The organism is Amaricoccus macauensis, assembly GCF_049800915.1.
Lineage (GTDB): Bacteria > Pseudomonadota > Alphaproteobacteria > Rhodobacterales > Rhodobacteraceae > Amaricoccus > Amaricoccus macauensis_A.
The window spans coordinates 44623-58846 of sequence record NZ_JBNAFY010000005.1 but is presented as its reverse complement, the minus strand read 5'-3'; the positions used below and the strand labels follow the sequence as shown (position 1 = coordinate 58846).

Here is a 14224-nt window from a genome sequence, read left to right as displayed (position 1 = left end):
GTTTGCAAAGCCGGGCCGGCGGCGGACCGGGGGGTGGCGCAGAGCTGTCTTTTCGACGCAATTGACGGTGACGACATTGCCCAAACCCGCGGTGTGCCCCGGCATCGACAATGCGCCAGCCCGCCCGGACGGGCCGTCGCAGGCACGGCGCCTTCGGCTTGTTCCGTGCTATTGTTTCCCAGCACCGATGTCGTGACGGGTCGGAAGCACCCCTTGCCTTATTTCTTCTTCATCGCAGCGAGGAGCGCTTCGCCGAGGCCGCCGGTCTGCGAGGGTTTCGGCCCGCTCTTGCCGCCACCTTGGGGCGCACGGCCCGGCTTCGGCCCGCGCGGCGGCTGCTTGTCGGATCGTTGCGGCCGCCCGCTCTGGGCCGCGCCCGCATCCTTGCGCATGGACAGCCCGATGCGCTTGCGCGCCACATCGACCTCCACGACCCGGACGCGGACCACGTCGCCGGCCTTCACCACCTCGTGGGGGTCCTTCACGAAACGATCGGCCAGCTGGCTCACATGCACGAGCCCGTCCTGGTGCACACCGATATCGACGAAGGCGCCGAAGGCCGCGACATTGGTGACGGTGCCTTCGAGGCTCATGCCGGGCTTGAGATCCTTGATCTCCTCGATGCCGTCGGTGAAGGTCGCGGTCTTGAACTCGGGGCGCGGATCGCGGCCGGGTTTCTCGAGCTCCGCGAAGATGTCGGTGACGGTGGGCAGGCCGAACGTGTCGGTGACGAACTCCTGTGCGCGCAGACCCTTGAGCGCGCCGGATGCGCCCATGATCTCGCGGATGTCGCGCCCGCAGGCAGCGACGATCCTGCGCGCCACGTCATAGGCTTCCGGGTGGACAGACGAGGCGTCGAGCGGTTCCTTGCCATCGCGGATGCGCAGGAAGCCCGCGCATTGCTCGAAAGCCTTCGGGCCGAGGCCGGAGACCTTGAGCAGTGCCTTGCGCGACGGGAAGGCGCCGTTCTGGTCGCGGTGTGCCACGATCGACTGCGCAAGCGACGGCCCGAGGCCCGCGACCTGTGCGAGAAGCGGGGCGGAGGCCATGTTGAGATCGACGCCGACCGCGTTCACCGCATCCTCGACCACCGCATCGAGGGCCTGGGCCAGTCGGCGCTGGTCGACGTCGTGCTGATACTGACCGACGCCGATGGATTGGGGCGTGATCTTTACCAGTTCGGCCAGAGGGTCCTGCAACCGGCGCGCGATGGAGACCGCGCCGCGCAGGGACACGTCGAGATCGGGAAATTCCTGTGCTGCTAGTTCGGAGGCCGAGTAGACCGAGGCGCCCGCCTCCGAGACGACGATCTTGGTGGGGACGGGCTTGCCCTTGGGCAGCAGCTTGATCGTGTCGGCCACGAGGCGTTCGGTCTCGCGGCTGGCGGTGCCATTGCCGATGGCGATGAGCTCGATCCCGTGCCGGGCCACCATCTCGGCGATCTTGGCCTGTGCGCCGCGCACGTCCATCTTCGGCTGGAAGGGATAGAGCGTCGCGGTCTCCAGAAGCTTGCCGGTCCGGTCCACGACCGCCGCCTTCACACCCGTTCGGATGCCGGGGTCGAGGCCGAGTGTGGCTTTCGCGCCGGCGGGAGCCGCGAGCAGCAGATCCTTCAGGTTGCGGGAGAAGACGGTGATCGCGTCCTCATGGGCGCGCGCGCGCAGGTCGCCGTGCAGGTCGACGAAGAGCGAGGTGGAGAATTTCACCCGCCAGGCCCATTTCGCCACGGTGCGCAGCCAGACATCCCCCGGCGCATCGCTACGGGTCTGAAGCGTGGCGGCGATCATGGAGATGGCCCGCTCGGTGCCTTCGTCCGCGTCGGGCGCGATCTCCATGGTCACGACCTCCTCCTTCGCGGCGCGCAGGATGGCGAGCACGCGGTGGGAGGGGATGTCGGACCATTTCTCGCGGAAGTCGAAATAGTCCTGAAATTTCTCGCCCGCCTGTTCCTTGCCCTCGATGACGCGGGTGGAAACGAAGGCCTCGCGGTGCATGAACTCGCGCAGCCGGCCGATAAGATCGGCGTTCTCCGAGAGCTCTTCGGTGAGGATGTCGCGTGCGCCTCCGAGCGCGTCCTTCACCGTGGGCACGGCTTCGGTGAGATAGGCTTCCGCCAGTTTTTCCGGTGCGATGGTGCGGTCGGCCTGGATGGCACGCGCGAGCGGCTCGAGCCCGTTTTCCCGCGCGATCATCGCCTTGGTGCGGCGTTTGGGCTTGTAGGGGAGATAGATGTCCTCGAGCGTTGCCTTGGTGTCCGCGCCCGCGATGGCTTTCCTGAGGTCGTCGGTCAGCTTGCCCTGTTCGTCGATCGACTTGAGGATCGCCCCCCGCCGGGTTTCCAGCTCGCGCAGGTAGGCCAGCCGGTCTGCGAGGTTGCGCAGTTGGGTGTCGTCGAGCCCGCCGGTGACTTCCTTGCGGTAGCGCGCGACGAAGGGCACAGTCGCGCCCCCGTCGAGAAGCTCCACGGCCGCGGCGACCTGCTGGGGCGTGGCGGAAATTTCCTGGGCAATCGCGCGGTTGATGCGGGCCCCGGTCTGCGGATCTGCGGTTGTCGTCAAGGTTGTCTCTCCGTGTCGGAGGGACGTCTTACCCGGCGTGTTCCGTTCCGCCAAGAGGGAGATGGCGGAAGGCCCGAAGATCAGGACGTTTGCAGTTCGCGCGCCCCTGTCGAGAGGGCGAGACCGTCGACCACCGCCGTGAAGGCCTCGGACCGTCGCAATTCGGCATCGGGGCAGATGCCGCTCGCCTCCGTTGCGACCATGTGCATCAGGCTGGACCCGCCGACGAGGATGATCGACCCGATGTCGCGTGGCGCGGCACCTGCGAGGCGCAGGGTTTCTTCCATGGCCTCGCGCAGGCGGCGGCGAAACTCCTCGAGGGCGGTGTCCAGGGACTGGCGATCTATCGGGGCGGTGAGCTGCGGTTCGACACATCCCAGAGAGATCCGCGCCGGAGCGTCGCCGGAGTTTGCCTTGATCTTGCCCGCTTCCACCGCGAAGGCCAGTTCATGCCCAAGTTGCTCGTCGATCACCGTTGCGAGGCGCGCGATTTTCTCGGGCTTCACCGCGTGGCGCTGCATGTCCTTCACTGCGCGCCGGGTCTCGGGAGTGTAGACGAAGGGGATCTTCGCCCAGGACGAGAGATCGGCATAGATCGCGTTCGGCACCGGCAGGAGACCTTCGCCGAGCGAACGGCGCAGTTCGCCGCCCCGGCCCAGGAGCGGCATTGCGTGCGACATGGAAATCGCCTGGTCGAAATCCGTGCCGCCGAGCCGGATGCCGTGGCTTGCGCGGATCTCGATGCCGTCGGTTCCGGAGCGGAACACGCTGAAGTCCGAGGTGCCGCCGCCGATATCGACGATCAGGCCGGTTTCGCCCGTTTTTCCGAGGCCGTGGGAGGAGAGGGCCGCGGCTTCGGGTTCGAAGCGGAACCGGATGTCCTCGAAGCCCGCCGCCTCGTAGCAGGCGCGCAGATCCGCCTCCGCCCGGGCATCGCGCTCGGGATCGGCGGTATGGAAGTGCACCGGGCGACCGGAGAGCACGCTGGTGAACACTTCCCCCGTCTGTGCCTCCGCGCGGCGTTTGATTGCCTCGATGAAGGCTGTCACGATCCCTGCGAGTGTGCGGCGCTTGCCGCCGATGCGCCGTTCCTCATGGAAGAGCGATGTGCCCAGAACGCTCTTGAGCGCGCGCATGTAGCGGCCTTCCTCGCCGCCGATCAGCGCCTCCATCGCGGCCGTCCCGATGAGCATCTCGCGGCTCTCCGTCGGGAAGAACACGGCGGTGGGCAGGGTTTCCGCACCCGGTTCGATCGTCAGGCGGCGGGGGGTCGATCCGTCGAGGATGGCGGCGGCAGAATTCGACGTTCCGAAGTCTACCGCAAGAATGCGGGCGGCCATGGCGGCAGTCCTCTGTTTCTGGAATGGGCGCGGTGTCTAACCCAATCCCGAGGAGGCCGCAATGCGGAGAATAGTCCGGCAGCACACCTGTATGGGCGCGCTGCCGGGGTGGACCGAATATCAGTCGACCAGGTCGGCCTCGTCACCGGAGGTCCTTGCGAGTTGCATCCGGCGCTTCAGCAGCTTGCCCGAGACCATCGGGACGACGAAACCGACGATTGCGATCGTCCAGAGCAGGATGGTCAGCGGCGAGCCGAACAGGACCGTGTAATCCCCGTCCGAAATGTTGACCGCGCGGCGCATGTTCACCTCCATCTCGTTGCCGAGGAGGGTTCCGAGGATGATGGGCACGAGCGGCACGTCAAGCTTTCGCAGCACCCAGCCGCCGATCCCGAAGAGGATCATCACGACGAGATCGAAGGTCGAGCCGGAGATGCCGTAGATGCCGACGAAGGAGATCATCGCCACGATCGGCATCAGGATCCGCGGTGGGACCATCAGGACGCGGGTGAAGAGGCCCACCATCGGGATGTTGAGCAGGAGCAGCATGAAGTTGCCGATGAAGAGCGCCGCAATCAGGCCCCAGACCACGTCGGGGTTCTGGGTGAAGAGCAGCGGCCCCGGCGTGATGTTGAGCGCGAGCAAGACCGCAAGCAGAACGGCGGTGGTGCCCGACCCCGGCACGCCGAGCGCCAGCATCGGCACGAGGGCTCCGCCGGCCGCGGCATTGTTGCCGGTCTCGGGGGCCGCGACGCCGCGGGGATCGCCGGTGCCGAAGGTATTCTTCCGGTCTACCAGACGTTTTTCCATCGAGTAGGAGATGAAGGAGCCGAGCGAGGCGCCTGCGCCGGGCAGCACGCCCGCGATGAAGCCAAGGATTGAGGTCCGTCCCATGGTGGGGATGCAGGAGCGGATCATCGACCAGGGCGGAACGATCCGGCCGATCTCCATCTTCGGGCCTGTGGAGGCATCCTTGTCGGTGCCGCGGTGCTCGAGGAAGATGAAGACCTCGGACAGCGCAAAGAGCCCGACGATCGCCACGAGGAAGTCGATCCCGTCATAGAGATGCACCTCGCCGAAGGTGAAGCGGGGCACGCCGGTCTGGGTATCGACGCCGATCATGGCGAGGCCGAGGCCGAGGGCGGCGGCAAAGGCCGATTTCGCCTGATTGGTCGAGCTGATGCCGCCCAGCGTGGCAAATGCCAGGACGAAGAGGGCGAAATACTCCGCAGGTCCGAAGAGTAGTGCGACCTTCACGAGCTGCGGTGCAAGAAAGACGAGACCCCAGGTGGCAAAGAAGGCACCGACGAATGAGGCGAGGCCGGAAAGTGCCAAGGCCTGCCCAGCCTGTCCCTTCCTGGCCATCGGATAGCCGTCGAGGCAGGTCATCATTGCCGGCTCGTCGCCGGGGATGTTGAGCAGGATCGAGGAGATCCGGCCGCCATACATCGCGCCGTAGTAGACCGATGTGAGCAGGATCAGCGCCGGTGTCGGGCCGAGCCCCAGCGTGAATGCGAGGGGAATGAGGATGGCAACGCCGTTCGAGGGGCCAAGGCCGGGCAAGGCGCCCATGATGGTCCCCAGAAGGCAGCCCAGGAGAGCGAGGGCGAGGTTCTGAAAGGTCAGCGCGACCAAGAACCCGTCACCCAGTGATGAGAGTACGTCCATGGATCAGATTCCTAGAAACCGAGGGGGCCGCGCGCCAGCGAGAGGCCGAGGATCAACCGGAAGACGACAAAGATGCCGACAGATGTGCCGACCCCGACCAGGGCGGCTTCGAGCGGCCTGGAACCGAGGCGCCAGGCGAGATAGCCGGCGGCAAAGATCGTCGCGATCACGAAACCGAGCACCGGGAGGAGCTGCGCATAGGCGTAGAGCACGAGAACGGCAAAGCCGATCTCCGCCAGCCGACCTGCCTGGGGCCAGTCTGGTTCCGGGTCGGGTTTCAGAAGAAAGTAGATCGACGATATGCCCATGACGGTAGCGACGATGAGGGGAAAGACGGACGGGCCGACCACGTCGCTGATGAAGGCGACCTCGATCATCGTAGCCTGCACGCCGAAGAAGATGGCAAGGATCAGCCCGATCCCGCCAAATATGCGGTCGCTCATGGAGACCTCCAGCAATGGAATAGCGAAAAGGCTTCCGGCCAGTGGGGCCGGAAGCAGACACCGTCTTCAGTGAGGAGGCCTAGTTGATGAGGCCGATCTCGCGCGAGAGCGACTCGATCTGGGAGATCGACTCGTCCACATACTGCTGGAAGTCGGCGCCGGTGAGATCCAGCGGTGCAAGACCGTTGGTTTCCATGACCTGGCTCCATTCGTCGCTGGCGTAGAGTTCGCCGATCGTCGAGGTCCAGTAATCGTAGGCTTCGTCGGTCATGCCGCCCGGCGCGTAGAAGCCGCGCCAGTTGGCGCCTTCTGCATCGATGCCCTGTTCGATGGCGGTCGGGAAGTCCGCGAATTCGCCTTCCAGACGTTCGGGCGCCAGAACCGCGAGGACCTTGAGATCGCCTGAATCGACGAAGCCCTTGGCTTCCGAGAGATCGCCGCTGTAGGCCTGAAGCGACCCGGCAAGGAGCTGGGTGATGGCCTCTCCGCCGCCCGCGAAGGCGATGTATTTGACGTTCCGGACGTCTTCCACGCCGGCTTCATTCGCCACGATAAGAGCCTTGAGGTGGTCCCAGCCGCCCACGGCCGAGCCACCGCCAATCGCAATCGAACGCGGGTCTGCCTTGATCTGCTCCATCAGTTCGGGAAGCGTGTTGATCTCGCTGTCGGCACCGACACCGATCACGCCATAGTCGGCACCGAGTGCGCCGAGCCAGCGAACCTGGTCGGCGGTGTTGCCGGGATAGGCGTTCTGCGCGAGGCGGGTCGCGGTTGCGGTGGAGGCCGCCACGATGAGATCGTTGTCGTCACCGCGCTTGTTGACGACCTCTGCGAAGGCAACGCCGCCGCCGCCGCCTGCGAGGTTGGTCACCTGCATGGTGCCCGGGATGAGTCCCAGGTCCTGCGCGACCTTGCCGAACTGCCGGCAGGTAAAGTCCCAGCCGCCGCCGGGATTTGCCGGGGCGATGCACTCGGTCTGCTCCGGTTCGAAGGCCAGCGCCGGGCCGACCAGGATGGAGCTTGCGAGCAGGGCTGCGGAAACGCCGCCGCCGATGGTTTTGATTCCGAACATTCTTTTTTCCTCCCACATGGGTGTCTCAACCGGTGCCGCCCGTACTTTCGGGCTTGATGCACCGGAGTTCCCGTTGTTAACGGGCCAGACTGTCGTGAACCTGTCAACCTTTCCGTTTCCCGAATTGTCACCCTGTTGGTGTGGGCGTATTCTCGCATCAACAAGCAAGAAGTCTGTATGAAGGGGGAAAGGATGCGCATCCTGCTGCTCGAGGATGCCACGGATGTCGCCGAGGCCATCGTTGCCGCGTTCGCCCGGCGGGGGGATGCTGTCGACCATGCAGCGACGCTGGCGGATGCGCTCGATTGCATCGCCGTGCAGGACTACGACATCGCCATCCTCGATATCGGCCTGCCTGACGGTTCGGGCCGGGATGCGCTGGCCGCCCTGCGTTCGGCCCGAAAACCCACCAGCGTCCTGATGCTGACCGCCAGCGGCGGCATCGACGAGCGCATTTCGGCGCTCGATCGGGGTGCGGACGACTACCTTGTCAAACCCTTCGATCTTCGCGAACTGGAGGCACGCGTTCGGGCCCTCATGCGGCGGTCGACCCCGGATCGCGGTGGAAGGATCGAGTTCCAGGATCTCGTGTTCGACCCGGCCGGGTGCACACTCGAGATCGGCGGCGAGCCGGTCTCGCTGACCCGCCGGGAGTTCAGCCTGCTCGAGATCATGCTGTCGAACCGGGGCAGGGTCATCGCGAAGGAGCAGATCCTCGAACGCATGTATTCCTTCGAAGATGAACAGGTCGGGGTGAACACGGTCGAGCTCTACGTTGCACGCCTGCGCCGGAAACTCGAACCCAGCCGAGTGGCGATACGGACGCTGCGCGGGCTTGGCTATCAGCTTGTCGCAGATGCCTGAATTCGCCGGGCCGATGCGTGGGGGGTCGCTTGCGCGCCGTCTCGGCCTCGCCTTTGCGGTCATCATCGCGCTCGGCGGCGGAGGGGTGGCTATTGCCGCCTTTTCCTTTGGCCGCAATGCGGCGCAACAATCCTATGACCGGCTTCTGGTCGGTGCCGCGAACCAGATTGCAGGTTCCGTCACGCTGCAGGGTGGCGAGGTGGTCATAGATTTGCCGGTGTCCGCGTTCGAGCTGCTCGCCCTCGCGCCCGACGACCGCGTGGTCTATGCGGTCTATGACGCCATGGGCCGGCTGATCACCGGCTATGAAGAGCTGGTGCCGCCCGAGGGGGATGTCCGGTTCTTCCGGACGGAGTTTGCGCGGGAACCGATCCGCGCGGTGCGTGTCAGCCGCCCCTTCGCCGAACGGACCTATTCCGGCCGGATCGATGTGCTCGTGGGGCAGACACTTCAAGCGCGCAAGGATCTTGCAGCGCAGATCACCCGGAACGCGCTGGTCACCGCGGCGCTCATCACCCTCGTGATGGCGGGACTGGCCGCGCTTGCCGTCTTCTCCGCGCTGGCACCGATCCGCCGGATCGAACGCGCCCTGCGCCTGCGCTCGCCCCAGGACATGACCCCGATCGATGTCGCGACGCCGCGCGAGGTCTCCAGCCTGGTCGAGGCGCTGAACCGGTTCATGGCCCGGCTGGACCGGCAGTTCGAGATCATGCGCAACCTGATTGCCGATGCCTCTCATCAGCTGCGCACACCGATTGCCGCGATGCGGGCGCAGGCAGAGCTGGCCGCCGAGGAAGAGGACCCGGCGAGGCTGCGCCAGATCCTCGAGCGGGTTCATGCCCGGTCGGTCAATCTTGGCCGGCTGACCGATCAGCTTCTGAAACATGCCCTGATCATTCACCGGGCCGATGCGGTCGCGCTCGAGCGGCTCGACCTGCGCAAGGTGGCCATCGCGGCAATGGAGGAGGTCGAGCATGCCCATTTTGGACGGGAGCGTCCGGTGGAGCTGGAACTGGCTGAAGATCCGGTCTGGTGCGATGGCGACCGGCTTTCGCTGGTCGAAGCGGTGAAGAACCTGGCGGCAAACGCTCTCAATCACGGGCAGGAGCCCGTGTTCCTGTCCGTCTCGGTCCGTGAGGGCGTGGCATCCATCGCGGTTCGGGATGCGGGACCGGGACTTCCGCAAGAGTACTGGACCGATGCGGGAACCCGCTTTGCACGCAGGAGCGGTGCATCCGCAGACAGCGCCGGGCTCGGGCTGGCCATCGTCGCCTCGGTCGCCGCCGCGCAGGGCGGCAGGCTCGAATTCCGCAACCTTTCTCCTTCGGGTTTCGAAGCCTCGATCAGGCTTCCGTTGCGCGAGAAGGGACCGCAATGACATCGTTGAAGTTTGCGCCCATGCTTGCCGTCTGGCTTGCCCAAGCGGCCTTCGCCCAGCCGGGGCCCGAGCACGTCCGGCGGTTCGGTTGGCAGGAAGCGGCACTGGAGGTCACGGTCCGGGGAACCACCGATCTCGATCTCTTTGCCGGTGTGCTCGAGGCCTTCGTGGCCGACAGTCCCGACATAGCGGTTGTCTACGAGCAATGGGGATCCAACGATCTCGATGCCCTGACCCGGCAGGATTGCAGGAAGAGGATTTCGAGCGCCGATCTGGTGATCAGCTCTGCGGTGGACCTGCAAGTCAAGCTCGTCAATGACGGTTGCGCGCGCGCGCATGTCTCCGGTCTCACGGCATCGCTGCCGGACAATCTCAACTGGCGAAACGAGGTCTTCGGCATCACCCGCGAACCGGCGGTCATTGTCTACAATCGTGATCTCGTGCCGGCATCGGAAGCGCCCCGAACGCGCTTCGACCTGATCGACCTGCTGCGCTCGCCAGAAAGCCGTTTCGCCGGCAAGGTCGCGACATACGATATCGAAGCCTCGGGGTTGGGGTATCTCTTCGCCTTTCTCGATGCACAGCAGGCCACCACGTTTGGCAGCCTGATCGAGGCCTTCGCGCGGTCCGGGGCAGTTTCGACCTGCTGCTCGGCGGAGATCATAGACGGGGTCGCGAGCGGGGAGTATCTGCTCGCCTACAACGTGCTGGGATCCTACGCACTTGCACGGGCGCGGGAGGCCGACAATCTCATCGTGGTTGCACCGCAGGACTACACGCTCGTTCTGGCGCGGGGGGCGTTGATCCCGAAATATTCCCGCGACCCCGTTTCCGCCGGTCTTCTGCTGGATTTCCTGCTCTCCGACACAGGGCAGCGGGTTCTGGCCGCCGATGAGCTCTTCGTGGATGTCACGACATCGGATGGAAGCTGGCTCGATCCGGCCGCGGAAAGCGAGGCCGTCCTGCGGCCCGTTGCGCTGTCACCGGTCCTGCTTGTCGGTCTCGACAGGCAAAAGCGTGAGGGGTTCCTCGCGCTCTGGCGGGACACCTTCGCGCAGTCGCGCAGGGCAGGACCGTTTCGCGAGCCGTGACCCCCCGGCATCAGAGCCGCAGGCCGTCCTGGCCGAAGTGGAAGGCCTTTTGCGGGTGGAAGCCGAAGCGCACGTCCTCACCCTCGCGGATGGGGTGCTGTCCGAAGAGACGGGCGGTGATCTGGTGTTCCTGCACCTGCGCGATCACGTTGGTGTCCCCGCCCAGGTGCTCCACATGGTTCACCCGCGCGGCAATTGGCCCATCGCCGGAGATGAACAGGTCTTCGGGTCGGATTCCCATCGTGTCACCGGCTGCATCGTGAACGAGTGACGCGGGGAAGAAGTTCATCGAAGGCGAGCCGAGAAACCCCGCAACGAACTGGTTGGCGGGGTTGTTGTAAAGCTCCATCGGGCTGCCGATCTGCTCGACTCGGCCATCGCGCAGGACGACGATCCTGTCGGCCAGTGTCATGGCCTCGGTCTGGTCATGGGTGACATAGATCATCGAGGCGCCAAGCTGGCGGTGGAGGTTCGCGATCTCGATCCTCGTATTCATGCGCAACGCGGCATCGAGATTCGAGAGCGGCTCGTCGAAGAGGAAGAGCTTGGGCTTCCGCACGATGGCGCGTCCGATGGCGACCCGCTGGCGCTGGCCCCCGGAGAGCTCCGACGGGTAGCGGTCGAGATAGGGTTCGAGGTTCAGCATCCGGCTGGCGGTGGCGATGCGCTCGGCGATCACCTCCTTCGATTTCCGTTCCTGTTTCAGTGCGAGGGACATGTTGCCGCGCACGTTGAGATGGGGGTAGAGCGCGTAGCTCTGGAACACCATGGCGATCCCGCGCCGCGACGGAGGCGTGAGATTGACGACCTCACCGCCGATGCGGACCTCGCCCGAACTGGCGTCTTCGAGTCCCGCGATCACCCGCAGCAGCGTCGATTTCCCGCAGCCCGAGGGGCCGACGAAAACCACGAACTGACCTTCCTCCACATCGAGGTTGATGTCCTTGAGGACATGGGTGTCACCGAAGGACTTGTTCACGTCGGTCAGCGCGAGGGCGGTCATGATGCAAAATCCTTCAGGTCTACGGCTCTGCCCGTCCTTATGCTCTCGTCCGCGGCCAGGCAGATGGCGAGCGACTGGACGGCATCGCTCATGTGGCGCGAGAGATCGATATCCTCGGCGATGGCGCGCAGCATGTAGGCCTGTTCGGCGTCGCAGAGCGCCTGGTGGCCTGGTTCCTCGGGCATCTCGATCAGGCGATCACCGTCGGGGGTGTGGACGAGGATCGCGCCCACCCTCGTATGACCGTCGATATCGGAAGACGCACCCTTGTCGGCCTCCGTGATCGAGACCGCACCATTGGGGCTGACCACATCCTTCACGAAGAACGCGGTCTCGGACATCATCGGTCCCCAGCCGGCCTCGTACCAGCCGACCGAGCCATCGGCGAAGAGGGTCTGGAACTGGCCGTAGTTGTACATGCCCTCGGGGATCTCGTCGGTGAGGCGCAGCCCGATGCCGTGAACGCGGACGGGTGCGGCGTCGGTGATCTGGCACATCACGTCCACATAGTGAACACCGCAATCGACGATGGGGCTGGTGGTGGCCATCAGGGCCTTGTGGGTTTCCCATTCGGCGCCCGAGGACTGCTGGTTGAGATTGAGGCGGAAGACAAAGGGTCCGCCGAGCGCGCGGGCTTCTCCGATCAGCCGCACCCAGCTCGGGTGGTGGCGCAGGATGTAGCCAACCATCAGCTTGCGGCCGGTTTCCTGGGCCTTGGCCACGACGCGGCGTGCATCCGCCACATTGGTCGCGAGCGGCTTTTCCACGAAGACATGCGCGCCAGCCTCCATCGCCATGCAGGCATAGTCCGCGTGGCTGTCGGAATAGGTGGCGATGACGACGAGATCGGGGGAGGTTGCCAGACCCTCCTCGAAGCTCGTGAAGCGGGGATAGGTGGCAAGCTCTTCGGGCAGATCCACGGGCGAGCGATTGACGAGGCCAACGATCTCCGCGCCGGGATGGGTGTGATGGGCCAGCGCGTGGCTCTTGCCCATGTTGCCCAGACCCGCGATTAGAACCCGCATCATTTTACGGCTCCCGAGGTGATGCCGCGAATGAGTTGGCGGGAGAAGATCACGTAGAGCACCAGCACTGGCAGGATCGCCATGGAGAGCGCGGAGAGGACGGCGTTCCAGTCGGTGACGAACTGACCGATGAAAACCTGGCTGCCGAGCGTGAGGGTCTTGGTTTCCTCTGAGGGTGCCAGGATCAGCGGGAACCAGAGGTCGTTCCAGATCGGAATCATGTTGAACACCGCGACCGTGGCCATCGCGGGGCGCACCAGCGGCAGGACAAGCCGGAAGAAGATGGTGTATTCCGAAAGGCCATCAATGCGCCCTGCATTCTTCAGGTCATCCGAGACCTGGCGCATGAACTCGCTGAGGATGAAGACCGCGAGCGGCAGGCCTTGTGCCGTGTAGACAAGGATCAGCGCCCAGAGCGTGTTCACCAGGCCGGTTGCCACCATCATCTCGAGGATGGCGACGGTGCCGATGCGGATCGGGATCATGATCCCCAGCGCGAGATAAAGCCCCATGAGCATGTTGCCCCGGAACCGGTATTCGCTGAGCGCATAGGCTGCCATCGCCCCGAAGAGCAGGATGAAGAAGAGCGAGGCAACGGTGACGATCATCGAGTTCTGGAAGTAGAGGAAGAAATCTCCCTGCTTCATCACGGTCTGGTAGCCGATCATCGAGAAGCTCTCGGCATCGGGCAGGGCCAGGGGCTCGCGAAAGATCGCGCGGCGCTCCTTGAAGCTGTTGATCAGGATGATGAAGACCGGGAAGAGTGCGATCAGCGTGTAGAGGATCAGCGCACCGTGCATGGCGGCCGTGTTAAGCGGGTTGCTGCGGGCCTTGTTCATCGCGATCCCCCTAGAGCTGATAGCGGCGCATCCGCGTCTGGATGCCGAAAAGGTAGATGCAGACGCCCACGAGGATGATCGCGAACATCGCACCGGCGATGGCAGACCCCATGTGCGGATCGCCGAGTTGGAGCTGGAACCCGAAGAAGGTGCGATACATGAACGTGCCGAGGATGTCGGTGGAGAAATCCGGTCCCGCCAAGGCGCCCTGGGCGGCATAGATCAGGTCGAAGGCATTGAAGTTGCCCACGAAGGTCAGGATCGAGATGATCCCGATGGAGGGCAGGATCAGGGGCAGCTTGATCTTCCAGAAGGCCGACATGCCGGTGATGCCGTCGATCTCTCCGGCCTCGAGGATCTCTTCGGGGATCGAGAGGAGCGCGGCGTAGATCAGCATCATCGGGATGCCGACGAACTGCCAGACCGAGATCAGCGCCAGTGTGGTTAGCGCATATTCTTCGCGGCCCAGCCAGGGGGCGAACAGGACCTTGAGGCCGACCGCATCCAGCATCGTAGGCGCGATGCCCCAGATCGGCGAAAGGATGAGCTTCCACGCGAAGCCCACGATGACGAAGCTCAGGATCGTGGGGATGAAGATCGCCGAGCGGTAGAGGGCGGCAAAGCGCAGGCGCGGGTGGCTCAGAAGAGCGGCCAGCGCGATGCCGATCGGGTTCTGGACGAGCATGTGGATCAGGAAGAACCAGAAGTTGTTCCCGAGCGCGTTCCAGAACTGGTCGGCCCAGATCGGGTCGAAGAAGAGGGTTTGGAAGTTCTCGAGGCCCACGAACACGCGCTCCTGTTCGACCTTGCTGTAGAGCGCGAGCCGAAGCGTGTTGAAGAGCGGGAAGATCATCACCGCCGTGTAGACGATGACAGCCGGCGCCAGAAACACGAGGATGTGCCAGCGTATTCGTGGGCGATTCATTGAGACCTCCGGATCAGG

General features: G+C 64.7%; 12 protein-coding genes. 3 read left to right on the top strand and 9 right to left on the bottom strand.

Annotated elements, in window-relative coordinates; genetic code table 11:
- Window positions 1–218: 218 nt before the first annotated feature.
- From ACP15W_RS13645 to ACP15W_RS13625, 5 genes are all read right to left on the bottom strand, one after another.
- A complete protein-coding gene (locus tag ACP15W_RS13645; protein ID WP_424933468.1) occupies window positions 219–2558 on the bottom strand; it encodes a Tex family protein in 2340 nt (779 codons plus the stop codon).
- 80 nt (window positions 2559–2638) lie between these two features.
- A complete protein-coding gene (locus ACP15W_RS13640; RefSeq protein ID WP_424933467.1) occupies window positions 2639–3898 on the bottom strand; it encodes an Hsp70 family protein in 1260 nt (419 codons plus the stop codon).
- 120 nt (window positions 3899–4018) lie between these two features.
- Complete coding sequence (locus ACP15W_RS13635) at window positions 4019–5566, bottom strand: tripartite tricarboxylate transporter permease (RefSeq protein WP_424933466.1); 1548 nt, start codon at window positions 5564–5566, stop codon at window positions 4019–4021.
- An 11-nt stretch (window positions 5567–5577) separates the two neighbouring features.
- On the bottom strand, window positions 5578–6009 hold the full coding sequence (locus ACP15W_RS13630; protein ID WP_424933465.1) for a tripartite tricarboxylate transporter TctB family protein: 432 nt from the start codon (window positions 6007–6009) through the stop codon (window positions 5578–5580).
- A 79-nt stretch (window positions 6010–6088) separates the two neighbouring features.
- Window positions 6089–7081, bottom strand: a complete 993-nt coding sequence (locus ACP15W_RS13625; RefSeq protein ID WP_424933464.1) for a Bug family tripartite tricarboxylate transporter substrate binding protein — start codon at window positions 7079–7081, stop codon at window positions 6089–6091.
- Window positions 7082–7258: 177 nt separating this feature from the next.
- Here ACP15W_RS13625 and ACP15W_RS13620 point away from each other — a divergent pair, with 177 nt between their 5' ends.
- From ACP15W_RS13620 to ACP15W_RS13610, 3 genes are read left to right on the top strand one after another with little or no spacing between them, the layout of a single operon-like run.
- Window positions 7259–7945, top strand: coding sequence for a response regulator transcription factor (locus ACP15W_RS13620; protein ID WP_424933463.1), 687 nt, complete (start codon window positions 7259–7261; stop codon window positions 7943–7945).
- Complete coding sequence (locus tag ACP15W_RS13615) at window positions 7938–9323, top strand: sensor histidine kinase N-terminal domain-containing protein (RefSeq protein ID WP_424933462.1); 1386 nt, start codon at window positions 7938–7940, stop codon at window positions 9321–9323. Before ACP15W_RS13620 ends, ACP15W_RS13615 begins: the two co-directional genes overlap by 8 nt.
- Complete coding sequence (locus tag ACP15W_RS13610) at window positions 9320–10414, top strand: ABC transporter substrate-binding protein (RefSeq protein WP_424933461.1); 1095 nt, start codon at window positions 9320–9322, stop codon at window positions 10412–10414. Before ACP15W_RS13615 ends, ACP15W_RS13610 begins: the two co-directional genes overlap by 4 nt.
- 10 nt (window positions 10415–10424) lie before the next feature.
- On the opposite strand, the gene ACP15W_RS13605 is transcribed toward ACP15W_RS13610, so the two are convergent.
- The 4 genes from ACP15W_RS13605 to ACP15W_RS13590 are packed head-to-tail and all read right to left on the bottom strand — an operon-like array spanning window position 10425 to window position 14206.
- A complete protein-coding gene (locus tag ACP15W_RS13605; RefSeq protein ID WP_424933460.1) occupies window positions 10425–11417 on the bottom strand; it encodes an ABC transporter ATP-binding protein in 993 nt (330 codons plus the stop codon).
- Entirely contained in the window at window positions 11414–12445 is a 1032-nt protein-coding gene (locus ACP15W_RS13600) for a Gfo/Idh/MocA family protein (RefSeq protein ID WP_424933459.1), read from the bottom strand. Before ACP15W_RS13600 ends, ACP15W_RS13605 begins: the two co-directional genes overlap by 4 nt.
- Complete coding sequence (locus ACP15W_RS13595) at window positions 12442–13281, bottom strand: carbohydrate ABC transporter permease (RefSeq protein WP_424933458.1); 840 nt, start codon at window positions 13279–13281, stop codon at window positions 12442–12444. The genes ACP15W_RS13600 and ACP15W_RS13595 overlap by 4 nt, the downstream gene beginning before the upstream one ends.
- A 10-nt stretch (window positions 13282–13291) precedes the next feature.
- Window positions 13292–14206: a carbohydrate ABC transporter permease gene (locus ACP15W_RS13590; protein ID WP_424933457.1), complete on the bottom strand. Its 915-nt coding sequence runs from the start codon at window positions 14204–14206 to the stop codon at window positions 13292–13294.
- Window positions 14207–14224 lie beyond the last annotated feature (18 nt).

What these genes read in the sequence shown, in the direction of transcription:
- ACP15W_RS13635 (WP_424933466.1), bottom strand. Translation starts at nt 5,566, where the DNA reads ATGGACGTACTCTCATCACTGGGTGACGGGTTCTTGGTCGCGCTGACC.
- ACP15W_RS13610 (WP_424933461.1), top strand. Translation starts at nt 9,320, where the DNA reads ATGACATCGTTGAAGTTTGCGCCCATGCTTGCCGTCTGGCTTGCCCAA.
- ACP15W_RS13620 (WP_424933463.1), top strand. Translation starts at nt 7,259, where the DNA reads ATGAAGGGGGAAAGGATGCGCATCCTGCTGCTCGAGGATGCCACGGAT.
- ACP15W_RS13595 (WP_424933458.1), bottom strand. Translation starts at nt 13,281, where the DNA reads ATGAACAAGGCCCGCAGCAACCCGCTTAACACGGCCGCCATGCACGGT.
- ACP15W_RS13640 (WP_424933467.1), bottom strand. Translation starts at nt 3,898, where the DNA reads ATGGCCGCCCGCATTCTTGCGGTAGACTTCGGAACGTCGAATTCTGCC.
- ACP15W_RS13600 (WP_424933459.1), bottom strand. Translation starts at nt 12,445, where the DNA reads ATGATGCGGGTTCTAATCGCGGGTCTGGGCAACATGGGCAAGAGCCAC.
- ACP15W_RS13615 (WP_424933462.1), top strand. Translation starts at nt 7,938, where the DNA reads ATGCCTGAATTCGCCGGGCCGATGCGTGGGGGGTCGCTTGCGCGCCGT.
- ACP15W_RS13605 (WP_424933460.1), bottom strand. Translation starts at nt 11,417, where the DNA reads ATGACCGCCCTCGCGCTGACCGACGTGAACAAGTCCTTCGGTGACACC.
- ACP15W_RS13590 (WP_424933457.1), bottom strand. Translation starts at nt 14,206, where the DNA reads ATGAATCGCCCACGAATACGCTGGCACATCCTCGTGTTTCTGGCGCCG.
- ACP15W_RS13630 (WP_424933465.1), bottom strand. Translation starts at nt 6,009, where the DNA reads ATGAGCGACCGCATATTTGGCGGGATCGGGCTGATCCTTGCCATCTTC.
- ACP15W_RS13625 (WP_424933464.1), bottom strand. Translation starts at nt 7,081, where the DNA reads ATGTTCGGAATCAAAACCATCGGCGGCGGCGTTTCCGCAGCCCTGCTC.